Below are 22,533 nucleotides of genomic sequence, written 5' to 3' on the forward strand. Positions count from 1 at the left end.
GCACGGACGTCGGCAAAAATTCCCCCTTGCGCGGGGTGGGGGAGTCGCGTATATTAATCCCTGCGCTTGCGGGCTTAGCGCAGTTGGTAGCGCGCCACCTTGCCAAGGTGGAGGTCGCGGGTTCGATCCCCGTAGCCCGCTCCATAGGAGCTTATGGCCGGTTTCGACCGGCCTTTTTCATATCTCAGGGCGAGATGGCCAAGTGGTAAGGCAGAGGCCTGCAAAGCCTTTATCCCCGGTTCGAATCCGGGTCTCGCCTCCAACGCACGCACAGGGCATCTGCCACGGCAGGTGCCCTTTTCGTTACGCATCGTCGCAAGGAGGCGGTCACAACGCAAACGCCCACGCCCCTCTCGCCCAAGGCGCCCGGCGCCGCCACGCCGCGGCGCGACGTCTACCTGGACTACGCCGCGGCCACGCCCATGGCGCCCGAGGCCGTCGACGCCATGCTGCCGTACCTAACCGAGCGCTTCCAGAACCCGTCCGCCCCGTACGCCTCCTCGCGCGCGGTCGCGGCGGAGCTCGAGGGCGCCCGGGCCCGCCTGGCGCACGTTCTGGGCGCGCGGCCCGCAAATATAACGCTCACCGCCGGCGCCACGGAGGCGAACAACCTCGCCCTCGCGGCGGTCGCGGGCCAGGTGCTCGTGGCGGCGACGGAGCACCAGAGCGTGCTCGAGGTGGCCGCCGCGCGCGACCACGTGCTCGTTCCCGTGGGGCCGGACGGCCGTGTGGACCCGGCGGACGTGGCCCGTGCCATCGGGCCCACGACGGGGCTCGTTTCCGTGTCGCTCGCCAACGGCGAGGTGGGCGCCATCCAGCCCATCCGCAAGATCGCGGCCGTCGTGGCGGCGGAGCGCGCGCGGCGCCTCGCCGGGCGAGAAGAACGTCCCATCCTGCTCCACACGGACGCCTCGCAGGCGGCCGGCTACTGCTCCGTGAACGTGTCGTCGCTGGGGGCGGACCTCGTGACGGTGTCCGCGGCCAAGGTGTACGGCCCGAAGCAGGTGGGCCTCTTGTACGCGGCCGACGGCGTGCGGCTGAGGCCCCTCGTGCGCGGCGGCGGACAGGAGGGCGGCGTGCGCTCCGGCACGCAGAACGTGGCTGGGGTGATGGCGTTCGCATGCGCGCTCGAGCTCGCGGAGCGCCTTCGCCCCCAGGAGTGCCGGCGGCTCGCGGCGCTGCGCAACGGCCTGCAGGCGCGTCTGGTGCAAGAGTTCCCGTGGTGCGTGGTCGCGGGCCCGCGCAAGGACGCAAACCGCCTGCCGGGCCTTCTGCACGTGAGCTTTCCCGGGCTCGAGGCGCGCCGCCTGGTGATCCTGCTGGAGCGCGAGGGCGTGAGCGTGGGCACGGGCTCCGCGTGCGCGGCCAGCAAGATGCGCGTAAGCCACGTGCTGGCCGCCATGGGCGTTCCGGAGCGCGTGGCGGCGGGCTCGCTCAGGATCACGCTCGGCAGGCCCACCACGGCAGAGGACGTGGACTATGCGGCGGACGCCATCTGCCGCGTCGTCCGCGCGGAGGCGGCCCGACTGGGCCTGGGGGAGGTTCGCGATGCCTGAGAGTACGTACAACGCGGCGCCGGCCGCACGCTCTGCGCACGCGGCGCCGGCCGGCAGTGGCCAGACCGTCTACCTCGGCATGAGCGGCGGCGTGGACTCCGCGCTCGCCGCGGCGCTCCTGCTTGAGCAGGGCTATCGCGTGCATGCCGTCTACATGCGCAACTGGTCGCGCGACCTGCCCGGATTCAAGTGCACCTGGGCGGACGACCTCGCGGACGCGGAGCGCGTCGCCGTCACGCTGGGGATCGACCTCGACGTGTGGGACTGCGAGGCGGAGTACAAGTCCACCGTGGTCGACTACCTAGTGGACGCCTACGCGCACGGCCTCACGCCCAACCCGGACGTCATGTGCAACCAGACCGTCAAGTTCGGCACGTTCGCGCGCCGCGCGTTCGCGGAGGGCGCGGACTTCGTCGCGACGGGCCACTACGCGCGCGTCTCGCGCGAGCCTGCCACCGCCCCCGGCGCGCCCGCCCGCACGCACCTGCTTCGCGCCGCGGACGAGCACAAGGACCAGACGTACTTCCTGTGGCGCGTGCCAGAGGCGACGCTTTCGCGCACGCTGTTTCCCATAGGCGACATCCCCACAAAGGCGCAGGTTCGCTGCATGTGCGCGGAGCGCGGCCTCGGCGTTGAGGCCAAGCCAGACTCCGACGGCATCTGCTTCATCGGCCCCGTCGGCATCCGCACGTTCCTGCTCGACACGCTGGAGCGCCGCGCCGGCGACATCGTGGAGTGGGAGACCGGCCGCGTCATCGGCCACCACGACGGCGCCTTCCTGTTCACGGTCGGCCAGCGCAAGGGCCTCGGCATCGGCGGCGGCCCCAAGCGCTACGTCGTGGCCACGGACGTCGTCACCAACACGGTCTTTGCCACGGCCGACCCCGCCTGCCCTGCGCTCTGGACGCGTCGCATCCTGCTTACGGACGTCCGCTGGGTTCACGGCGAGCCCCCGGCGCCCGGCGACTACCTCGTGCGCAGCCGCCACACCGGAGACCTCCGCCCCGCGCACGTCACGCCCTTCTCGCCCGCGCCGTCCCGGCAGGCCCCCGCGGGCAATGAAGGCAAGACGGGAAACGTAGGCGAGACGGGCCACGCAGGCGAGAAGATCGGCGCAGGCGAGAAGTGCGGCACCTCGGTCTTGTTGGAGTATGCGGAGCCCGTCCGCACCGTCGCCCCGGGGCAGAGCGCCGTCATCTACGACGGGCTCGAGTGCCTGGGCGGGGGCATCATCGCGCGTCCGGAGCTTTGCCCGCCGAGCGCAGGCGCGCCGGGCAGGGTCGACTGGTCGCCACGCTAGCGATGCCGCGGTGGGCGCGGCTCCCGCGTCGCGATGGCCGCAACGCAATTTCAAGATTTCTCAAATTGGTGGTTGCGTCGGCGGTTACGTTCCTTTATAGTTACTAACGCACTGAGCAACCCCAGCCGGTGCGCAACACGTTCGGGCGTTTAGCTCAGGGGGAGAGCGCTTCCCTGACACGGAAGAGGTCAGAAGTTCAAATCTTCTAACGCCCACCATAAATTCGCAGCTCAGAGGCCATGTCTCTGGGCTGTTTTCTTTTGGTCCACGTTTGGCATCCGGCGCGGGCTCTACAAGAGGAGCAAGTCCACCTACCTGCTTCCCGACGCGGCGGAGTGATCAGGGGCGGCCGCGCAAGCGCGTTGCGACCGATGGCGGGCTGGGACCTCATGAAGTTGCAGGCCAGGGGGATGTTCCTTTGGCAAGGGGTGGTGCTGGCGGGCCTGGTGCGCGCGGACCTGTTTTTAGAGCGCGGCAGGCTGGACGCCGTGCCGCACGGACACTAGGGGGGAACCGATGCTGTACACGCCGACCACGAAGCGGGCGCTGCGGTTTTGCATGGAGGCGCACGCGGGCCAGCGGGACAAGGCCGGCCTGCCGTACGCAAACCACCCGCTGCACCTTGCGGAGCAGATGTCGACCGAGGACGAGACCTGCGCCGCGCTCTTGCACGACGTGATGGAGGACTGCGGCGCGACCGCGGAGGACCTGCTTGCGCTGGGCGTGTCTTCTGCCGCGGTGCGGGCGGTGGAGCTGCTGACGCACCGGGACGGCGTGCCGTATTTGGACTACGTGCGGGCGCTGCGCGCGAACCCCATCGCGCGCAGGGTGAAGGCCGCGGACCTGCGACACAACTGCGACCTTACGCGCTTGGACCACGTGACGGACGCGGACGTGGCTCGGCTGCGCAGGTACCTGCAAGCTCGCGTGGCACTGGGCGACATGGCGACGGAGCTGCGGACGCCGCTGGGCGCCGTGCGCATGGAGGCGCGCGGCGAGCCGTTTGCGTTTGAGCTGCGTGACGAGTCGTGGGATGGCGCCGCATACGCGCGCGTGGACGATGCCTATGGCAAGGCGGACGGCGCGTTCCTGCTGAAGGCGGACGTTCTGCCGCTTGCGGTGGGCGAGAGCGTCGCGGTGCGCTACGACTTTGGCCGCGCGGTGGACTGTGGCAGCGGCGAACGCGTCTGCTGGCGCGTGTACCAGCGGGAAGGCGTCACGGTAGGCGTGGGTTTCGAGGACGATGCAGATGCCGATGGCACGCCCGCCGGCTGCACGTGGCGCTACGACCACTCCGCAGGCGCCTACAACATGGTGCAAGACCCCGTGGCGCAGCGCTACCGGCCCCATTGCAACGGGTTCTGCGTGCGCGTGGCATGGCGCAACGGCACGAGCAACCGGGACGCGCGCATCGTTGCGGAGGTCGTGGGATGACGCTGGGCGTTCGCGTGGAGCGGTCGACGTCCACCCGCGCTGCTACACTGTGAGGCGACGGCATCGGCAGAAACGGGGGGCGCCATGAGCATCTTTGGGTGGATGGACGCAAACGACGACGGCATTCCCGACAACATGCTGTACTACGACCTCTGCACGGGCGGCAAGGCCGCGAAGGCCGCGGCGGCGCGCAAGAAGGGTGCCGCGTCTGGCGGCTCCGCGGGCCGCACGAGTGGCGGCCACGCAGGAGGCCGGCTCAACCTCGGCAAGGTCCGCAAGATCCAGTCCGGCCACGTGCCCGAGAGCCTGAGGCACCCGTCCGATGCCCCGGGCAAGGGGCGCAGTTCTTCTCGCCCGCGCTAGCCGTGGTGCCGCGTCCGGCGGCGCCGGCGGAGTTGCGGGGACTGGCGCGCCACACGCGTCAGGCGCCCACGGGCGAGAAGGGCCGCCTTCGGGCGAGAAGTACCGCCTAGAACGCCGAGAGGTATATGGCGCGCGCGTCCTCCATGGTGAGCGGCATGAGCTCGCCGAAGCGCTCGCCCTTGTTCTGGCGCAGCGTCTGGAGCCAGCCGTCCACCTCCGCGGGCGCAAGGTCGAGGTCTGCCAGCGTGCGCGGCATGCCGAGGCTCACGAAGAAGCGCTGCAGCTCGTCGATCGCATAGGTGATCGCGTCCTGGATGGCCTCGTCCGTCTGGTCCACGGGCTCCACGTCGAACACGCCCTTCGCGAACGCCAGGAAGCGCTCGCGGTTTGCGCGCCACACGTAGCGCATCCACGCAGGCAGGATCACGGCCAGGCCGGCGCCGTGCGTTACCTCTGGCCGGTGCGCGGAGATCTCGTGCTCGAGGCCGTGGCTCTCCCAGCCGCCGGCGCGCTTGGTGGGCGCCGCGGCGCGGCCGCAGCCGCAGAGGTCGTTGTGGGCGAGCGTGCCGGACCACATGATGGTGGCGCGGGCGTCGTAGTCGTCCGGCGTGGCGGTAACGGTGGTCGCCGCGTCGATCACGGCGCGGATGATGCCGCACGCGATGTTGTCCGTGACGGGCACGGCTCCGGTGCCGCTGAAGAAGCGCTCGCATATGTGGCAGATGATGTCCACCGCGCCGGCGGCTGTCTGGTACTGCGGCAGCGTGAACGTGACCTCCGGGTCGAGCACCGCCACGCGCGGGCGGAACACGTCGCCGTTCACGCCCTTCTTCAGGTTGAGCGCGTCGTTGCTGATGACGCACGAGGCGGAGGCTTCAGATCCCGCGGCGGGGATGGTCAGCACGCAGGCAACCGGAAGGCACGTGCCGATCTGCGCCTTGTGGCTGAAGAAATCCCACACGTCGCCCTGGTAGGGCACGCCAAATGCGATCGCCTTTGAGCAGTCGATCACGGACCCGCCGCCGACGGCGAGCACAAGGTCCACGCTCTTCTCGCGCGCGAGCTCTATGCCCGTGCGCACGAGGCCCACCTCGGGGTTGGGCCGTACGCCGGGAAGCTCCACGTGCTCAACGCCGGCGGCCTCGAGCGACGCCGTCACGCGGGCAAGGAGGCCGGTGCGCACGACGGAGCCGCCGCCGTACACCAGAAGGACGCGCTTTGCCCCAAGCGCGGCGACCTCGCCCCCGATCCTGTCCGCGTAGCCGCGGCCAAACACAAAGCGGGTGGGGGATTGGAACACGAAGTCGTTCATGGTGGACTGCCTTCCGTTGGGGCCGTGGGCCCGGGTTGTTGTGTGGGTTCATTCTAGCGGTTGGCGCGGGCGTGGCATGCCTTGCGCCAACCTGCCGTCCGCCCACATCTTTCTAGTAGCGGTTTATACGGCACTCCGCCTTGATGCGACGGATGTCTTCCGGAAGCTCCTCGACCGGCATGTTCTTGGGCGTGTCGCAGGTGCCGGACTCTGCCGCTACATCGTAGTACCAGCACTTATAGGTGATGAAGTCGAGCGAGAGCCTAAGGTCCTCCATCTGCCTTAGGATGGCCTCGCGCCGCTCGTTCACGATGCGCCGGCGCTCCTCGATGGTGGAGTCCCCCTTGCGATAGAGGTCGATGTAGTGCTTGATCTCGCGTATGGGCATGCCCGAGACCTTGAGCCGCTCGATGAAGCGCGCCCACTCCAGGTCGTCCTCGGTAAACACGCGGATGCCGCCCTGGCTTCGCGTCATGTCCGGAAACAGTCCGTTCTTGTCGTAGTAGCGTATCGTCGACGCCGGCATTCCCAGTGCGGATGCCGCCTCGCCAATGGTGTAGACCTTCTCCAAAACGCCCTCCTTCATCGTTGCGTGGTGAACCTGCTGCCGATTTGTGAAGTCACTTTCATACATTAGAGAAAGTATATTGACTTAAACTATGGTTTAAGTTCGAGAATCGTGCCAACGAGTTGAGAAAGCGCAACTGGGACGATTGGAGAACGGCATGAGTGACGAGAAGAGCCCAAAGGTCGTGCTTGGAGCCTGGGCCTGGGGAAACGATGGGACTTTTGGTAGCGGGCTTACGGAAGACGAGCTCCGCCCCGTGTTCGATGCGGCCATGGATGCGGGCCTCAACCTGTGGGATACCGCATACGTCTATGGCATGGGGGAGTCCGAGAGGGTGCTTGCGGGCTTCCTTAACGGCCGGCCGCGTGAAAGCTATCGCGTCTCCGACAAGCTCACCCCGCAGTGCATGGACGCTTCGTCGAAGACCGCCGTGGCCGATATGTACGAGGCGCAGCTCCGCACCATGGGGATCGATCACTTCGACGTGTACTGGGTGCACAACACGGTGGGTGCCCCGCGCTGGATCGGGGAACTCGCGGCGTACTTCGAGGGTAGGGACGATGCCCCTGTGATCGGCGTGTCCAACCACAATCTCGCGGAGGTCGAGCAGGCAGATGCGATCCTACGCGAGCATGGCCTTCGTCTGGGTGCGGTGCAGAACCACTTCAGCCTTATAAACCGCTCATCCGAGGACTCAGGCATCCTGGACTGGTGCCGCCAGAACGACGTCGAGTTCTGGTCGTACATGGTGCTCGAGCAGGGTGCCCTGTCCGGCAAGTACGACACCGCCCACCCCATGCCAGAGGGCTCTGCCCGCGCCCAAAAGTACAACCCCGTGCTTGGCAGGCTCGAGACCCTCAACGCAGAGCTCGCCAAGGTCGCGGAGGCGCACGATGTGGAGCCGGCGCAGATTCCCGTCGCCTGGGCGATTGCGAAGGGGACGCGTCCCATCGTGGGCGTCACGAGGGAGCGCCATGTGACGGATGCCGCAAAGGCAGGCTCTATCGTGCTTTCCACTGACGAGGTGCGCGAGCTCGAAAAGGCCGCGGACTCGCTCGGCATCAACGCGGTCCGCGCCTGGGAAAAGAAGATGGACTAGGGAGAGACAATGGGAAAGAAGAACCTTGGGTCAAAGCTCGCGCTGTACCCCACGCCCGTGACGGTTGTGGGCGCCATGACGCACAATGGCCCCAACTGGTTGCTCGTGGCGCACGTAGGCATCATCGGGCACGACAGGGTGACCATCAGCTGCGCCAAGCAGCACTACACCAACCAGTGGATCCGCAAGAGCGGCACCTGCTCGATCAATCTGGTCGACGAGGGCCTCCTCCGCGCTGCAGACCATGTGGGAAGTGTGAGCGGGGCGAAGGCGGACAAGTCCGACGTTTTCGCGTGGAGCGCTGCCGAGGACGGTGCGCCTCTCATCAGGGAGTCGCCCCTCTCGCTTGCGTGCTCGGTCGTGGACGTGTACCAGACCGAAGGCTTCGACACGTTCGTGCTCGCGATCGACGGAACGTACGTGGACGAGGCATGCCTGGACGAGAAGGGAAAGATAGACTACGGCAAGGTGGCGCCGGTCCTCTTCGAGTTCCCCACGTACTCGTACTGGAGCCTCGGCGAGCGTGTCGGCGGATGCCTGCGCCTCGACAAGGATTAGCGCATAGACCAAAGTGGCGTCAACGGGCGTCTGTCTAAGCGAGGGGGTCGCGACATGCAGGTAAAAGAGAAGCGGGTTGAACCGATAGAGCTCTTCTACGACCTCACCAACTACGTAAACCGCTATGGCATTGTAATTATGCCGCTTGACCTAAACCTGACTTTAGGTTCGAAAATAGTACCCGAGGACGGGCATCGTCCTCCCAACCTTTTGTCCAACAGAAGGGACATGCAAGATGAACAAGGCAATCGTTACATACTTCAGTGCCACGGGCACAACGGAGAGGGCGGCAAAGTCCCTCGCCAAGGCCGCTGGTGCAGACCTTTACCGCATTACGCCTGCGGTGCCCTATTCCAGCCGGGACCTCAACTGGAACAACTCCTCGAGCAGGTCGTCTGTCGAGATGGGCGATGATTCCTCGCGTCCCGCCCTTGCCCAGGCCGCACCGGATCTCTCCTCGTACGACGTGGTCTTTGTGGGCTTCCCCATCTGGTGGTATGTGGAGCCCCGCATCGTTGACACGTTTCTGGAGGCCTGCGACCTTGGAGGGAAGACCGTGGTTCCCTTTGCGACAAGCGGAAGCAGTGGCATCTCTCGTGCGGTCAGTCGCATGCGCGGTCTTGTGCCCCACGTGCGCGTGGTCGACGGCCGCATGATGAACGGCAACCCCTCCACAAGCGAGCTCAAAGCCTGGGCTCAGGGCCTTGGTCTCTAAGGTCCCGCGCCGCAAGCGCATTCCGGCCGCTACCAGCCTAGGCGAAACAAAAGACGAGAGGAGCTATCATGCTCGGTAACTTTACGTACGAGAACCCCTGCCGCGTCCACTTTGGCCCCGACGCCCTGGACGAGCTGCCCGGCGAGCTGGCGAAGTTTGGCCCCAAGGTCCTGCTCACCTATGGCGGCGGCTCGATCAAGCGCAGCGGCCTGTACGACAAGGTGATCGCGGCGCTCGAGGCCGCCGGAAAGACCGTGGTGGAGGTGCCGGGCGTCATGTCCAACCCCACGGCAGACAAGCTGCGCGAGGGCGCCAGGGTCGCGCGGGATAACGACGTCGACCTGATCCTGGCCGTGGGCGGCGGCTCTACCATCGACTACGCCAAGGGCGTCTCGGTCTCCGCCTGGACGGAGGGCGACCCCTGGGAGCACCTGTACCTCAACATGGAGCAGCCCACCGGCAAGATCATCCCCGTGGGCGACGTCCTCACCATGAGCGGCACCGGCTCCGAGATGAACGCCGGCTCCGTCATCACCAACCACGAGGAGGGCCTCAAGATCGGCCACGTGTTTGGCCCCAACGTGATCCCGCGCTTCGCCATCGTGAACCCCGAGCTCACGTTCACCGTGCCCGACTACCAGATGCGCGCCGGCATCTTCGACGCGTTCAACCACATCCAGGAGCAGTACTTCTCGGGCACCGACGACAACACGAGCGACTACATCGCTGAGGGCCTCATGCGCAGCCTCGTGCACGCCAGCCGCATCGCCGTGAAGGACCCCACCAACTACGAGGCGCGCTCCAACATCAGCTGGGTGTGCGCGTGGGCGCTCAACACGCTCATCGCGTGCGGCAAGTCCACGGACTGGGAGGTCCACATGCTGGGCCAGGCCATCGGCGCTGTCACGGACGCCACGCACGGCATGACGTTGTCCGCCGTGGCGCTGCCGTACTACCGCCTGGTCATGCCGTACGGCGTGAAGAAGTTCGCGCGCTTCGCCACGAGCGTGTTCGACGTTCCCGCGGGCGAAAAGACGGACGAGCAGCTCGCCGAGGCCGGCCTTTCCGCCATGAGCGAGTGGATGGACCAGATCGGCGTCGTGCGCCACGCGAGCGAGCTCGGCCTCACCGAGGAGAACATCCCCGCCGCGGTCAAGGCCACGATCATCCTGGACGGCGGCTACCACAAGCTTTCGACCGAAGAGGTCGAGAAGATCTTCCGCCAGAGCCTGTAGCATGGCGCTCACAAGGAGGGCGCTTCTGCGGTGCGGCCTCTTGGGGGCGCTCTCCCTGCTGCCCGCATGATGCGGGCGCGCAGGAGGTCGGGATATAGCACGCGCGCTCTATTGCGCACCCGAGCCCGTCGCAGGGAAGAATGGGCACTTCTCGCCCAGGCATTGGGCGTTCTGCGGATAGAAGCCGCAGCGTATGTCATCCTTCTGCAAGCGGACGCCAAAGCGGTCGCGCACGTAGTCCACGGCCACCTGAAGCGACACGTACGCGTCGCGCTTGCAGCAGCGCGGCCCGCCAATGCGCGAAAGGCCCTCGAGCGCGCGCGACGTGTATTGCATGTGGCTGCCCCACGAGTCGTCGCTGGTAAGGGGCCCCGTTCCCTCTAGGATGCTGAGCGCCGCACCCACGGACGCCGTGGCCCCGCACACGCCCCAGCGCCCGCACATGGCGCCGGGCATCTGCAGGCCGCGCGCCATGAGCTCGGCCAGCGCTGCGGAAAGGTCCACGTTGCCGCCGGCGTTGCGGTACGCGGTCAGCAGCGCCGCGCCGTCCAGCACGTGGTGCTCCGGCCCGTGCATGCGCACGAAGTCCTGTCGTGCAACGCTTTTGAACACCTGGTAGGGACTGGTGCTGGTCTGTTCCAGGCACGTCTGCACGATCAGGTTGGCACGCTCCTCAAGGGTGAGCTCGTCCATGTTGTCCCGCCTCCGCATCTTGCACTTATCTTGCTCTTCTCTTTGCGCAACGCCCATGGTAGCGCCGCGGCGCCTGCGACGCACGGGCTCAGAAGCCGGGCTCGAGGCACATAGTCATGTACGTTGGCAGATAGCTGATGGCCCCGTCCCTCTCCACGTTTCCCTCGTGCAGCACTATGGCTCGCTCGATCCCATAGTTGCTTGTCCGCAGCGCCTTGGTGAGCGCGGTGTGGCGCTTGTAGCCCTTGCCTGACTTCACCTCTATCGGCACGACGCGGCTTCCCGTCTGCACCACGAAGTCGAGCTCCCCGATGCTGCGGTTCTTGAAGTACCACAGCCCAAGCCCGTGGCACGCAAGCTCCTGCGCGACGGCGTTCTCGTACAGCGCGCCAAAGTTGATGTCCTCGCGGCTGCTCAGCACGTCGCGCACCACGTCCATCCCGCACTGGTACGTGAGGATGCCCACGTCGGACGAGAAGAGCTTGAACTTGCTGGACTCGAGGTTCGTCGCAAGCGGGTAGCGCGGCTCCGTCACGTTGTATGCGGGCAGCGCCACGTTTGCATCGGTCAGCCACATGAAGTCGTTGTCGTAGCGGTCGAAGTGAGAGTCGCCCTCCACGTCGCGCACCACGAAGCGCTTGGCCTGGCGGCTGATCTCGCTCGGCATCAGGTCGAAGATGCGCCTTACCACGCGCGCCCGGTTGCCCGCGTACTTCGAGATGTCGTAGCGATACTGCCCTACGATTGCCTCCTGCAGCACGCGCACCTGGCTCACGTTGTCGGACGCGGCGAACGCCTGGACGGGGTCGGGCATGCCCCCGCAGATCAGGTAGCGGTGGAACAGCCCGGTCAGCCTCCGGTGGATGAACTCGTCGACGGGCCTCCCGTCCGCAAAGCAGCTCCGCACCTCGTCAAGTATGTCCTGGGAAACGCCATTTGCCCAGGCAAACTCCTCAAAGTCAAGCGGATACATCTTGACCGTGGAAAGATAGCCAACGGGCGCCGACGTCAGCCCCTTGAGCTCGACCCCAAGCATGGAGCCCGAGAGTACGTAGTCAAAGTCCTGGCGCTCCATCAGGAACTTGATCGCCGTGACGGCTTCCTTGCACTGCTGCACCTCGTCCAGGAAGACGACGGTCTTCCCGGGAACCATGGGGGCGTCCGCAAAGGCGGTCAGCCGCATGAACAGCTCGCGCGAGTTACCCGCGGTGGAAAGCGCCTCCGCCGCCGCGGGGTTCTCGTACAGGTTGATCTCGACGACGTTTTCCCAGTGGGTACGCGCAAACTCTCGCACGAGGTAGGTCTTCCCAACCTGGCGCGCACCCGTCACCAGGAGGGCCTGCTTCGTGCGATAGCGGTACCAATCCTCAAACTGGCCAAGCGCCTTCCTTCTGAGCATGTGTTCCTCCATGTGGTCTGACGGAGCAAATCTTACATTTATCGATTGTACCTGCGGTTTGTCAATTTGTGAGCTAAAAGTCTGGCTCGTTTTGTCAATCTGCAAACAAAAATTAAGGCGCGTATTGTCAATTTGCAAACTAAATAGCAGCTTCATTTTGTCAATCTGCAACACCTTGCAAGCTTTCAGCAAGGTGGGCCGCCCGTGGGCAACGGGCGCGCGCGGCGGTTTCGCATAACGCGTTATGCGAAGCACCCTCCGCGAACCTCGTAGGCTCTCTACCTGCGCAAACACGAAATCGCCCCTCATCGCATAACGCGTTATGCGATGCTGCGGCCGCGGCAAAAGCCCCCGCGTCTGCCTCCGCGGGGGCAGTGCCGCGCGAGCTTTCGGCAAGGTGGGCCGCCCGTGGGTAACAGTCCCGCCTGGCCGCGTTGGCGCATGCGACCGCTCGCGCGGGGTTAGAATGCTTGCGCGCGACTTGGGCACGACGCGCGATGGCTTTGGCGATGGTTTCGGTCGTCTGCAGGGAGGCATTTGGTGGCACAGGGGAAGCGCACGGGCGAGAAGAGCCGGCGACGCGGCGGCAACGGCGCCGGGGACGCAAGGCAGCTGACCGCCGGCAGGGCGTCCGCGCTCGCGGCGCTGGAGCTTGCGCTTGGCCTTGCGTGCCCCGCGCTTGGCTGGGCGTACCTGCGCGTGGTGAGCGCGGCGGGCGGAGCCCCCACCGCCGGCGACACCCCCGCCTACGAGCTCCTGCTGCTCGGGTGGCTTGCGTGCGCCGTCGTCGGCTCCGTGCTGGGCGTCACCCTGCGGGGCGCCATGCGCCGCAACGTGGCATGGCGCATAGGGCGTGCGGTATGCGTCGCGTTCCTGGTGCTGTTTGTGGCCATGGTCGTGGTCGTTCTCGTCTTCTTCACCACGTTCGCGGGGTAGCCCCGTACGGCGCCCTCGGACGCGCCATCGCGTCACGCCCTCAGTCACACCATCGCGCCGCGCCCCCAACCGCGCCATCGCGCCGCACGGCGTCGCGCGCGTTCCGCCCCGTACAGATACCTGCAAAAGTGTCGGAGCGGGTTTGCTGGGGTTTACTTTGGCCTGCTCGGGGAACAAGACTCACCGTCTTGGCAAAGTCTTGCGCTTGTCTGCACGCGGTCTCGCGTGCCTGCGCGCCGCAGAGGGGGAGTGGTGATGAGGATCCTGTTTGTGGTGGACCAGTACCTGCACTCCAACAACGGGACCACCATCACGGCGCGGCGGTTCGCGCGAGAGCTCATCGCGCGCGGTCACGAGGTGCGCGTGGCGTGCCAGGCGGACGCACCCGCGCCGAGTGATGCGCCCGCGCCGGGTGACGCACCCGCGCCGGGCAGCGCGGCGCCAGCCGACGCTGCCCCGGACGCGGACCCAACAGCCGCGGGCTGCGTGCGCGCGGACGACGGCGTCCTGGTGTACCCCCAGCCCGAGCTGCGCATTCCCGTGTTCCAGGGCCTCGTGGACCGGCAGGGCATGACGCTCGCGAGGGCGGACCGCGCGTCCATGGCCCGCGCGCTGGCGTGGTGCGACGTCGTCCACTTCTTCATGCCCTTCTCGCTCGAGCATACCGGCGTCCTCATGGCGCGGCAGCTGGGCGTACCCGCGACGGCGGCGTTTCACGTGCAGCCGCAGAACCTGTCGAGCTCCGTGGGCCTGGGGCGCTCGCGCCGCTTCAATGACATGCTGTTCCGCGCGTTCGACTGGTCGCTCTACCGGCACGTGGATCACGTGCACTGCCCCAGCGACATGATCGCAAGCCAGCTGCGCGCGCACGGCTACGCCAACACGCTGCACGTCATCAGCAACGGGATCGAGGACTCGTTCGCCTACCGTCGCGAGCCAAAGCCCGCGCGGCTGGCGGGCAGGGTGGTCGTCACCATGGTCGGGCGCTACTCGCGCGAGAAGCGCCAGGACGTGGTGATCCGCGGTGTGGCTGCCTCGCGCCACCGCGAGAAGATCGTGCTGGTGCTTGCCGGACAGGGCCCCACGGAGCGCGAGCTCAGGCGGCTGGCGGCGCGGCTGGGCGTGGACGCGCGCTTTGGCTTCATGCCGCAGCCGCGGCTGCGCGACGTGCTTGCGCAGACGGACGTGTACGTGCACGCGTCTGACATGGAGGCCGAGGCCATGAGCTGCATGGAGGCCTTCGCGACGGGGCTCGTGCCCATAATCGCAAACTCGCCGCTGTCTGCCACGCCGCAGTTTGCGCTGGACGACCGCTCGCTGTTTGCCGCCGGCGACCCGCAGGACCTCGCGCGCCACCTGGACTGGTGGATAGAGCACCCGCGGGAGCGCGAGCGCATGGGCCACGCGTACGCGCGGGAGGCGGAAGGCTACCGCATCGGCGTGTGCGTGGGGCGCTTCGAGCGCATGCTGCGGCGGGCCGTCGCCAACGCGCCCGCGCCGCGCGGCACGCTGCCGCCGGATTCCTCCCACGTGAGCGACGAGCGGCCCACGCACGTGGTCCGCATGCGCCACTGGGGAAGCTTCACCACGCCAGACGGGTATGACTACCTGCGTCTTGGCAGGGTGGCGACCGCCGGCTACTGGGCGTTTCGCGTGGTGCTGGACATCGCGGCGTGGCTCGTGACCGGGGTGGTCCTGGGCGTGCGCGTCCGCGGCCGCAAGAACCTCAAGGCCGTGCGCGGCGGCTTCGTGAGCGTGTCCAACCACGTGCAGACGCTCGACTGCGGCATGGCGCTGCGGGCGCTCCGCGGGCGCCGCGCGTACTTCGTGAGCCTGGAAGAGAACTTCGCGCTCGCGTGGGTGGGCGGCATCGTGCGGCTGGCGGGTGCCGTGCCCGTGCCGCGCCGCCCGCGGCAGTTTGTGCAGCAGGTCCGCGCGCTCACGCAGGCGCTGGGGCAAGGCAGCGTCGTGCACGTCTACCCGGAGGGCGCGCTGCTTCCGTACGCGGACTGCCTGCGTCCCTTTGCGACGGGCGCGTTCCACCTGGCCGTGCGCGCCGGCGCGCCCGTGGTGCCCATGGTCATCCGGCAAGCCCCGCGCTGCGGCCCGGGCAGGCTGCTCCACCGCCACCCGCGCCTCACACTCACGGTGCTTCCGCCGCTGTGGGCAGACCCAAGCCTGCCCCGCGCCCAGGCCGTGCCGGAGCTTGCGGACCGCTGCTGGCGCGTGATGGACCGCGCGCTGCGCCAGGGCGGAGACGGGCTCTAGCGCCGCCGCTGCCGCCGGTGCCGCTGCCGCCCGCACCCCCGTCGCACTCCCCGCCGCAAGTTTGTGCGCCACGTGTCGTTTCGCGTTTCTCTTTCGCATGCCTTGCGGACGCGGTGCCGTGCGCCCAATATGAACACCGTTCACATATAACGCGACATGCCCGCGCGGGCGAGAAGAGCCTGCGCGACGGATGGGGGAGTCCACCATGAGTGATGCAAAGACCGCGGCCGCGGCCGCGGCCGCGTCCGCGAGCGCAGCGGAGCCGGCGCGCGATGCCATGCCCAGGCCCATGCGCATCGCGGAGAGCGCGTTCGACATCTGCTACCTGCTGTTCGATCTTGCGGCGGCGGTGACGTTCTTCTCGCTCGCGCACGGCCGCACCGTGTTCGTGCTGTACGGCGTGCTCGCGCTGGTGCTTGGCGGCGGGGATGCGTTCCACCTGGTGCCACGCGTGCAGATGCACGTGCGCGGCGTGCGCCCCAACACCACCGCCAGGCTCGGGCTGGGCACGGCGGTGGCATCGGTCACCATGACCGTGTTCTACGTCCTTCTCTACTTCATCTGGCGTCAGCTGTTCCCGGGCGTGGGCGTCTCGCCCGTGGTGGCGCCGCTCATCTTCGCCACGGCCGCGCTGCGCATCGCGCTCTGCCTCATGCCGCAGAACCAATGGCTGTCCGGCCAAGAGAACCTGCGCTGGTCCCTGTACCGCAACGTGCCGTTTGCCGTCACGGGCGTGCTGGTCATCGTGCTGTTTGCGACGTCTGGCAACGCCGGCGGCCTGGGCATGTGGCGCATGTGCATTGCCATCGCGCTCAGCTTTGGCTTCTACCTTCCGGTTGCCTTCCTGGCAAAGCGCGTGCCCGCGGTCGGTGCGCTCATGCTGCCCAAGACCGTCACGTACATGTGGATGATCTGCATGGGCCTGCAGCTGCTGCACCGTCTGTAGGGGGCGCGCCATGAAGCCGCAGGCAACCTCAAGGGAGGCCATCCTGGCAGAGTGCCGCGCCATCGTGCGGCGACAGGGCCTCTCTGGCATCAGCGTGCGTGGCGTGGCCGCGGCGGCGGGTGTGGCCACGGGCACGCTGTACCACTACTTTCCGGACAAGGGCGCGCTGCTCACGGCAGTCGTTGCAGATGTCTGGCGCGACGTGTTCAGCCAGGACGCCGCCCCGCGCGGCGCCGCAGACTTCTGCCGGTACGTGGACGCCCTCTATCGCGGCGCGCGCGAGCGCCTTGCCGCCTATCCCGGCTTCGCTCAGGGCCACGGCCTGGAGCTTGTTGCCATGACCGGCCGGGAGGACGAGGGTCGTGCGCGCATGCAGGCGTTTCTGGACGGCGTGGGCAGCCAGCTGCAAGAGGCGCTTCGTCGCGACCCCCATGTGCGGCAGGGCGCGCTTGCGGGCGGCCTCACGCCGCAGGGGCTTTCGCACCTCGTAACGCAGAGCTTGCTGGCCGGCCTCGTGCTGGGCCAGCCCACCTGCGATGACCTGCTCGCCGTGCTGCGCGCCGCCCTCTACTGACGCCTGCCGGACGCTCGCCGGGCCATACGCGCCTCTTGCGCCACAAAGCGCGTCACGGCGCACACAAGCATGTTGCACGTACTACGTCAGGCGTAGTATCCTACCCACAGATGGATACTACGTCTGACGTATCATGTCACATACGAGGAGCCAGGCGGCCAGCCCATGCCAACGGAGAACCTGGACATAAGCAGCGACGTGATCAGGGGCTACATCGACCCCATGATCCTGCGCATCCTGCTGGACGGCCCCTCGTACGGCTACCAGATCTCCAAGCGAGTCTTGCAGATGTCTGGCGGCCTGTACGCCGTAAAGCAGACCACGCTGTACTCCGCGTTCGCGCGCATGGAAAGAAACGGCCTGGTCCAATCGTTTCCGCAGGTCGCGCAAAACGGTAAGCGCCGCACCTACTATCGCATAACCGCCGCGGGCATGACCCACTACCGGCAAAAGTGCTGCGAGTGGCAGCTCACCAAGGACGTCGTCGGCAGATTTCTGGAAGGCAGTGTCGAGTGATGGAAGACATCAGCAAGTACCTGGATAACCTGTTTGCGCAGCTGCCCAACACGCCGGAGGCCCACCACGCGCGCGAGGAGCTGGGCCAGATGATGGAGGACCGCTACGCCGAGCTCTGCGCAAAGGGCATGGGCGAGAAGGACGCGGCCTCCGCGGCGATAGCAGAGTTCGGGAGCCTGGAGGAGGTTCGCGAGTCGCTGGGCCTAGGCGCACGGCCCGCCGCTGCACAACCCGCTAACTCGCAGCCCGCTGATGCGCAGCCCGCAGCTGCACAGCCCGCGGATGCGCAGCCCGCAGCTGCACAGCCCGCGTGCCAGCGTCCTGCCGTGGCGAGCGCCCCGGCGGCGCAGGCGGCTCCGCCCCGTCCGCAGGGCACGTCGGGCCCGGTTCCGCCCCACGTGGAGCAGCCGCCGCAGCCAGTCGCCGCCAGCCCAGAAAAGCATCACAACCGCGGACGCCGCGCTCTTCTCGTTACGTGCATCGTTGTCGCAGCAGTCGTTGTCGTGGCCGTCGCGTGGAACGGAGTCTCCGCCGGCATCCGCGGCGCGTTTGGGGATGGCGCACCCATCGGCCAGAGCGCGTCGTCGGGCGCGTCGGGCAAGGTGGAGAAGGACGTGGACGCAAGCTTCGACTCCGTGGACGTGGACGTAGATATGGCCGACGTCGTGGTACGTGCGGGGGATTCTGCGCACGTGAGCTGCACGGGTACGAAGGAGTTCTCGTATGCCTCCGACGTGAAGGGCGGCGTCCTGACCGTGAACCAGGAGGCAAGGCACGAGCACGTTCGCGGCACGGGCGGCAAGGTCGTCGTGACTGTGCCGCGCGGAGCGTCCCTCAGGCGCGTGACGGCGGAGTCCGAGATGGGCGACGTGACCATAAGCGGCGTTCGTGCCACCACGACGGACCTCGAGGCAGAGATGGGCGACATCACGGTGGCCAATTGCGACCTTGCGGACGCGAGCCTTGACCTTAGCTGCGAGATGGGCGACGTGACGCTCAACGGCAAGAACATGGGGTCAAGCTATGCCACCCACGGCAGCGGCAACTCCGGCAGCCGGACCCTCAAAGCCACGTCGGAGATGGGCGACATCACCGTCGGCAACTAGGCATCAAGGACCTGCGGACGACTCCGACGGTGTCTGAACGCGCCAGGTTGCGCCCTCCTTCCGCATGCGAACGATTCATGAAATGTCAGCTTGCGTTGACGTGACGCATCTGCAAGCAATAAACTAAAGAATTGTGAAATTTAGCCTACGTTTAGCGTCTCGTGCGCGCGGGCACATCTTTCGTTCCGCGTGCGGCGTCTGATGGGGTTTCGTCGCGTTCGCAAGGCAAAAGCTCATCGCGGGTCCGCCCGAAGGGAAGCGCAACATTGACTGAGTACGGCAACAGTACGGAGGGCACGTCCGGCCGCCCAAGGCACGCGCGCCACGCAAGGCAGCCGCAAGACGCCACTCCCGCGCAGTCGCCGGCCGGCCGCCCCTCGCAAGATGCTCCCGCGAGTGCAGAGGTGGCGTCTCGCGCCACGGCCTCGCCGCTGCCGGCGGATTCTCCCAGCGCGCACCATCCCAGCCGGGAAGAGGTCCGCACCCTCACGCATCGCGACCATCCCAGGCGCCGCCTTCCCATGGTGGCGCGTATCCTTCTCGTCGTCGTGGCGATCGTTGCCGTGGCGGGCGTCGCGGCGGCCGCATGGGTGGGCCACCTCAACTCGTCCATGTCCGTGGGCGGAAGCGAGGGCCAGAAGCTGTCCCGTGTGCTCAAGCAGCCGGCGTCCAGCAAGAAGGACGCCCCGTTCTACATGGTCATCATCGGGTCGGACAACCGTGCCGGCGTCGCGGGTTCGCGCTCGGACGTCACCATGCTCGCGCGCGTGGACATCGCGCACAGCACGGTCACCCTCGTCTCCATCCCGCGTGACACCATGGTGCAGGCCTCAAACGGCTCGGTCCAGAAGATCAACGCAGAGTACAACAACGGGCCCGCCGCGACGGTGGAGGCGGTCTCCAAGTTCGCCGGCGTGCCCATCACGCACTACATGGCCATGTCGTTCGACGACCTTGCCGGCGTGATCGACCGCCTCGGCGGCGTCACGGTCAACGTGCCGGAGGCGTTCACCTCGCGCGATGGCTACCGCTTCACCAAGGGCGACCAGAACATCAGCGGTGCGGAGGCCTTCAGCTACGTGCGAGACCGCTATAACGAGTCCGGCGGCGACTTCGGTCGCGCACAGGCCCAGCGCCAGGTGGTCGAGGCCATCGCGCGCAAGGCCCTCGAAAGCCCGGTGACGGAGCTCCCCGGCGTGGTCGAGTCCCTCGCAGGTTCCGTCAGCACGGACCTCTCCGCCACGGACCTCGTGTCGTGGGCCACCACGGTCAAGGGCTCCGGCATCCGCCTCAAGGTGTACTCCGCCGTCGTGCCCAGCTACTCGCTCAGTCAGGATGGCGTCTCCTACGTCGGCACCATGTACAATGAGTGGCGTGCCATGATGCAGCGCGTGGACGCCGGCATGGATCCCAACGATGCCAATGCCCGGGTGCCAAAGGCGCAGGCGAGAAACGCCGCCCTCGGGGCCGCGGAAAACGCCGCGTCTCCCAGGGACTACCAGCAGCTCGCGGCAAACGCGGGCCTCACCACGAACGACGTCGCCCACTAGGCGGCTTGCGGCGCCCGCGTTGCCGTACAATCCGCAAGGCGCCATAGGAATCTGAAAGACCAGAAGGGAACGCGTATGACCCTGCTCGAACTCCTACAGTTGCTCAGGAAGCACCTCAGGTTGGTGGTGCTCCTGCCTATCGTGTGCGCCGTCGCGGTGGCAGCGTATTCCGTGCTGTTCATGCGCAATACCTATACTGCAAGCACGAGCATGTACGTGCTGGCGCAAAACAACGCAAGCACGGACGCGTCCAACCTCTCGCAGGACCTCAATGCCTCCCAGATGCTCACGAACGACGTCGCGAAGCTGCTTCAGAGTGACCGCATCCTCGTCAAGACTGGCAAGCAGGTGGGCGTCCCGCAGCTCAGGGGCTACAAGGTGAACGTTGCGAGCGAGACCACGTCACGCGTCATCACGCTGTCCGTTACGGGCCCTGATCCACGGCTTGCCGCGACGGCCGCCAACGATATGGTGGAGAACGTGTCCGATGTCGCGAAGAAGATTATGAGCGTAGAGGCCGTCAACTCCATCGACCGCGCCACCGCGCCATCGGCCCCAAGCGGTCCCAAGCGTGCGCTCTACGTCGCGGTTGCGGCGTTGGCGGGGCTCTTCGCGGCAATCGTGATTGTCGTCGTTTCTGACATGCTCAACACAAAGATTCGCGGTCAGCATGACCTCGAGCAGGTCGTGCCCGTGCCTGTTATTGGCCGCATTCCTGTAACCAAGGAGGGGAGGTAAGCCATGCCCAGAAAGAGGACAGCCGACGCCCAAGCCCTGCAGAACGCCGTCAAGACGCTGGCAGCAAACATCCGCTTTGCGTCCGTCGACGATCCCGTGAGGACCATCTGCATTACTTCGTCCATTCCCTCGGAGGGGAAGACCACCACGTCCGTTGCACTCTCGAACGCGTTCGCGGAGGGCGGGTCTCGAGTGATACTGCTGGAGTGTGACATGCGTCGTCGCTCGCTCGCCACGGCGCTCGGTCACCACGGCAGGTACGGTCTGTACTCAGTGCTTGCAGGAGAGCACTCTGTGCAAGAGGCGGCAATCCCCGTCGGCACGTCAAAGCGCCTTTTCTTCCTGGATGCGGAGCCGGGCATCCCCAATCCCGCGGACGTTCTGCAGTCAAAGCGCTTCCACACGCTGCTTGCCCAACTCTCCGGCCAGTTCGACTACGTTATCGTCGACACGCCGCCCGTCACGACATTTGTGGATGCCGCCGTGGCCGCCTCCGTCACGGATGCCACGATACTGGTGGTGCGTCAGGACTACACGCACCGCGATGACGTTGTCGCAGCGTACGAGCAGCTGGTCCAGGCCGGTGCCAACGTCATCGGCACGGTGCTCAACTGCTGCGATGCTGCTACGTCAGGCCACTACTATGGCTACTACAAGGAGCGGAGAAACGATTCCTACGATGTCGTCGCCCCATCGGCGGACGTGGCCCAACCTTTGGGTGCGGCCCCTGCCTCCGCTTCGGTCGCACCTGTGCGACCGGCATCCAATCGTGTCTCGTCACCCGTTTCCGATGCACGGTCTCCGCGCCCAATACCGGCAGGGGGCGTGGCTGCGCGCGTAAAGCCCGTGAACTCTTCGGTACGCTCACAGCGAGCTGCGGGACAGAATGGTCTTGACCAGACGTCCGCCTTCCTCAAGCAAGCCGGCTATGCCCCTCGCATTCCACATGAGGAGGAGTAATGCGAGGCACCCGCTTCTCTCTTAACCAATACCTGTTCGCGGGGGCATAAGTATGAGGGACATCCACTGCCACATTCTTCCGGGGGTGGACGATGGTTCCCCGGACCTGGAGTACAGCCTTGCGATGCTTTCGGCTGCCTGTGCGGCGGGCGTCACCAGCATCGTGTGCACGCCGCATTGCCGCGACCCCTATTTCGACTACGATCGCATGCTTGCTGCGTTTGATGCGCTGCATGCTGCTGCACCAGACTTCCCGCTCTACATGGGCTTCGAGGTCAACCACGCCAAGCTCATGCAGCTTGGCGTGGAGGAATGGGCCCCGCGTTTGGGGTGTCGTCGTACTGGCCAGTTCCTGCTCGAGCTCGACACTCACTGCACGACCGATTCCATGGGGGAGTACGAGAGAACCATATACGAGCTTCAGGGAATGGGCTGGCGTGTCGTTATAGCACATCCGGAGCGCTACGACGCCATTCGCAAGGACCCGGAGCTGGCACGGCGTTTTCCGCAGCTTGACTGCGACCTGCAGGCTTCGGCAGACTTTATCCGTGGCGGAAGGCTTGGAAACAGCGGCAAAACGGCAAAGCGCCTATTCCAGCTGGGACTGTATCGCTACATTGCGAGCGATGCACATACTGTGGAGCACTACTCCCTTTTATGTCGGGCTTGTGAGGAATATCGCGTCCGTCCGGCGCACATGCTTTAAC

22 protein-coding genes and 3 tRNA genes are annotated in these 22,533 nt (G+C 66.5%); 21 read left to right on the forward strand and 4 right to left on the reverse strand.

Features of this window, described 5'->3' with window-relative positions; all coding sequences use genetic code 11:
• Positions 1 to 68 precede the first annotated feature (68 nt).
• The 7 genes from ACTQWE_RS01510 to ACTQWE_RS01540 all read left to right on the forward strand — a co-directional run bounded on the left by ACTQWE_RS01510 (position 69) and on the right by ACTQWE_RS01540 (position 4,653).
• Positions 69 to 144: transfer RNA gene (locus ACTQWE_RS01510), tRNA-Gly, on the forward strand.
• Positions 145 to 188: 44 nt separating this feature from the next.
• Positions 189 to 262, forward strand: a tRNA-Cys gene (locus ACTQWE_RS01515).
• 136 nt (positions 263 to 398) lie between these two features.
• Positions 399 to 1,556: a cysteine desulfurase family protein gene (locus ACTQWE_RS01520; protein ID WP_441856131.1), complete on the forward strand. Its 1,158-nt coding sequence runs from the start codon at positions 399 to 401 to the stop codon at positions 1,554 to 1,556.
• A gap of 79 nt (positions 1,557 to 1,635) precedes the next feature.
• On the forward strand, positions 1,636 to 2,856 hold the full coding sequence (gene mnmA / locus ACTQWE_RS01525; protein ID WP_441856130.1) for a tRNA 2-thiouridine(34) synthase MnmA: 1,221 nt from the start codon (positions 1,636 to 1,638) through the stop codon (positions 2,854 to 2,856).
• 143 nt (positions 2,857 to 2,999) lie between these two features.
• Positions 3,000 to 3,074 (forward strand) — tRNA-Val (locus tag ACTQWE_RS01530).
• Positions 3,075 to 3,372: 298 nt separating this feature from the next.
• Positions 3,373 to 4,290: an HD domain-containing protein gene (locus tag ACTQWE_RS01535; protein WP_441856985.1), complete on the forward strand. Its 918-nt coding sequence runs from the start codon at positions 3,373 to 3,375 to the stop codon at positions 4,288 to 4,290.
• An 84-nt stretch (positions 4,291 to 4,374) separates the two neighbouring features.
• Positions 4,375 to 4,653 (forward strand): hypothetical protein, encoded by a 279-nt coding sequence (locus ACTQWE_RS01540; protein WP_441856984.1) that lies wholly within the window; start codon positions 4,375 to 4,377, stop codon positions 4,651 to 4,653.
• 106 nt (positions 4,654 to 4,759) lie between these two features.
• Here the strand turns inward: ACTQWE_RS01540 and ACTQWE_RS01545 are convergent, their stop codons facing one another.
• The gene (locus tag ACTQWE_RS01545; protein WP_441856983.1) at positions 4,760 to 5,965 is read right to left on the reverse strand and encodes an iron-containing alcohol dehydrogenase; all 1,206 of its coding nucleotides are present in this window, start codon (positions 5,963 to 5,965) and stop codon (positions 4,760 to 4,762) included.
• Between the two features lie 112 nt (positions 5,966 to 6,077).
• Positions 6,078 to 6,536, reverse strand: a complete 459-nt coding sequence (locus ACTQWE_RS01550; protein WP_441856982.1) for a MerR family transcriptional regulator — start codon at positions 6,534 to 6,536, stop codon at positions 6,078 to 6,080.
• A 154-nt stretch (positions 6,537 to 6,690) separates the two neighbouring features.
• Between ACTQWE_RS01550 and ACTQWE_RS01555 the strand changes: the two genes are divergently transcribed.
• The 4 genes from ACTQWE_RS01555 (at position 6,691) to ACTQWE_RS01570 (ending at position 10,140) form a co-directional block, all read left to right on the forward strand.
• Positions 6,691 to 7,632 carry an aldo/keto reductase gene (locus tag ACTQWE_RS01555; RefSeq protein ID WP_441856981.1) on the forward strand — a complete coding sequence of 314 codons (942 nt, stop codon included), beginning with the start codon at positions 6,691 to 6,693 and terminating at the stop codon, positions 7,630 to 7,632.
• Between the two features lie 9 nt (positions 7,633 to 7,641).
• Positions 7,642 to 8,190, forward strand: coding sequence for a flavin reductase family protein (locus ACTQWE_RS01560; RefSeq protein ID WP_441856980.1), 549 nt, complete (start codon positions 7,642 to 7,644; stop codon positions 8,188 to 8,190).
• Positions 8,191 to 8,425: 235 nt separating this feature from the next.
• Positions 8,426 to 8,905: a flavodoxin gene (locus ACTQWE_RS01565; RefSeq protein WP_441856979.1), complete on the forward strand. Its 480-nt coding sequence runs from the start codon at positions 8,426 to 8,428 to the stop codon at positions 8,903 to 8,905.
• Between the two features lie 68 nt (positions 8,906 to 8,973).
• Positions 8,974 to 10,140, forward strand: coding sequence for an iron-containing alcohol dehydrogenase (locus tag ACTQWE_RS01570; RefSeq protein WP_441856978.1), 1,167 nt, complete (start codon positions 8,974 to 8,976; stop codon positions 10,138 to 10,140).
• Between the two features lie 108 nt (positions 10,141 to 10,248).
• On the opposite strand, the gene ACTQWE_RS01575 is transcribed toward ACTQWE_RS01570, so the two are convergent.
• Both ACTQWE_RS01575 and ACTQWE_RS01580 read right to left on the reverse strand, forming a co-directional pair.
• Positions 10,249 to 10,833, reverse strand: a complete 585-nt coding sequence (locus ACTQWE_RS01575) for a DUF5714 domain-containing protein (RefSeq protein WP_441856977.1) — start codon at positions 10,831 to 10,833, stop codon at positions 10,249 to 10,251.
• Positions 10,834 to 10,921: 88 nt separating this feature from the next.
• Positions 10,922 to 12,232 (reverse strand): ATP-binding protein, encoded by a 1,311-nt coding sequence (locus ACTQWE_RS01580; RefSeq protein ID WP_441856976.1) that lies wholly within the window; start codon positions 12,230 to 12,232, stop codon positions 10,922 to 10,924.
• Between the two features lie 540 nt (positions 12,233 to 12,772).
• Between ACTQWE_RS01580 and ACTQWE_RS01585 the strand changes: the two genes are divergently transcribed.
• The 10 genes from ACTQWE_RS01585 to ACTQWE_RS01630 all read left to right on the forward strand — a co-directional run bounded on the left by ACTQWE_RS01585 (position 12,773) and on the right by ACTQWE_RS01630 (position 22,532).
• On the forward strand, positions 12,773 to 13,168 hold the full coding sequence (locus ACTQWE_RS01585; RefSeq protein WP_441856975.1) for a hypothetical protein: 396 nt from the start codon (positions 12,773 to 12,775) through the stop codon (positions 13,166 to 13,168).
• A 255-nt stretch (positions 13,169 to 13,423) separates the two neighbouring features.
• Positions 13,424 to 15,436 (forward strand): glycosyltransferase, encoded by a 2,013-nt coding sequence (locus ACTQWE_RS01590; RefSeq protein ID WP_441856974.1) that lies wholly within the window; start codon positions 13,424 to 13,426, stop codon positions 15,434 to 15,436.
• Between the two features lie 205 nt (positions 15,437 to 15,641).
• The gene (locus ACTQWE_RS01595) at positions 15,642 to 16,382 is read left to right on the forward strand and encodes a hypothetical protein (protein WP_441856973.1); all 741 of its coding nucleotides are present in this window, start codon (positions 15,642 to 15,644) and stop codon (positions 16,380 to 16,382) included.
• A 10-nt stretch (positions 16,383 to 16,392) separates the two neighbouring features.
• Positions 16,393 to 16,956 (forward strand): TetR/AcrR family transcriptional regulator, encoded by a 564-nt coding sequence (locus tag ACTQWE_RS01600; RefSeq protein WP_441856972.1) that lies wholly within the window; start codon positions 16,393 to 16,395, stop codon positions 16,954 to 16,956.
• A 165-nt stretch (positions 16,957 to 17,121) separates the two neighbouring features.
• Complete coding sequence (locus ACTQWE_RS01605; RefSeq protein ID WP_441856971.1) at positions 17,122 to 17,472, forward strand: PadR family transcriptional regulator; 351 nt, start codon at positions 17,122 to 17,124, stop codon at positions 17,470 to 17,472.
• Positions 17,472 to 18,578: a DUF4097 family beta strand repeat-containing protein gene (locus tag ACTQWE_RS01610; protein ID WP_441856970.1), complete on the forward strand. Its 1,107-nt coding sequence runs from the start codon at positions 17,472 to 17,474 to the stop codon at positions 18,576 to 18,578. The genes ACTQWE_RS01605 and ACTQWE_RS01610 overlap by 1 nt, the downstream gene beginning before the upstream one ends.
• 266 nt (positions 18,579 to 18,844) lie before the next feature.
• Positions 18,845 to 20,128, forward strand: a complete 1,284-nt coding sequence (locus ACTQWE_RS01615) for an LCP family protein (RefSeq protein WP_441856969.1) — start codon at positions 18,845 to 18,847, stop codon at positions 20,126 to 20,128.
• A gap of 75 nt (positions 20,129 to 20,203) precedes the next feature.
• Entirely contained in the window at positions 20,204 to 20,866 is a 663-nt protein-coding gene (locus ACTQWE_RS01620) for a YveK family protein (protein ID WP_441856968.1), read from the forward strand.
• 3 nt (positions 20,867 to 20,869) lie between these two features.
• A complete protein-coding gene (locus ACTQWE_RS01625) occupies positions 20,870 to 21,826 on the forward strand; it encodes a CpsD/CapB family tyrosine-protein kinase (protein ID WP_441856967.1) in 957 nt (318 codons plus the stop codon).
• A 52-nt stretch (positions 21,827 to 21,878) separates the two neighbouring features.
• Positions 21,879 to 22,532 (forward strand): CpsB/CapC family capsule biosynthesis tyrosine phosphatase, encoded by a 654-nt coding sequence (locus ACTQWE_RS01630; RefSeq protein WP_441856966.1) that lies wholly within the window; start codon positions 21,879 to 21,881, stop codon positions 22,530 to 22,532.
• The last annotated feature ends 1 nt before the right edge of the window (position 22,533 follow it).

This window comes from Parafannyhessea sp. LCP19S3_B1 (assembly GCF_052121955.1).
Taxonomy (GTDB): Bacteria; Actinomycetota; Coriobacteriia; order Coriobacteriales; family Atopobiaceae; genus Parafannyhessea.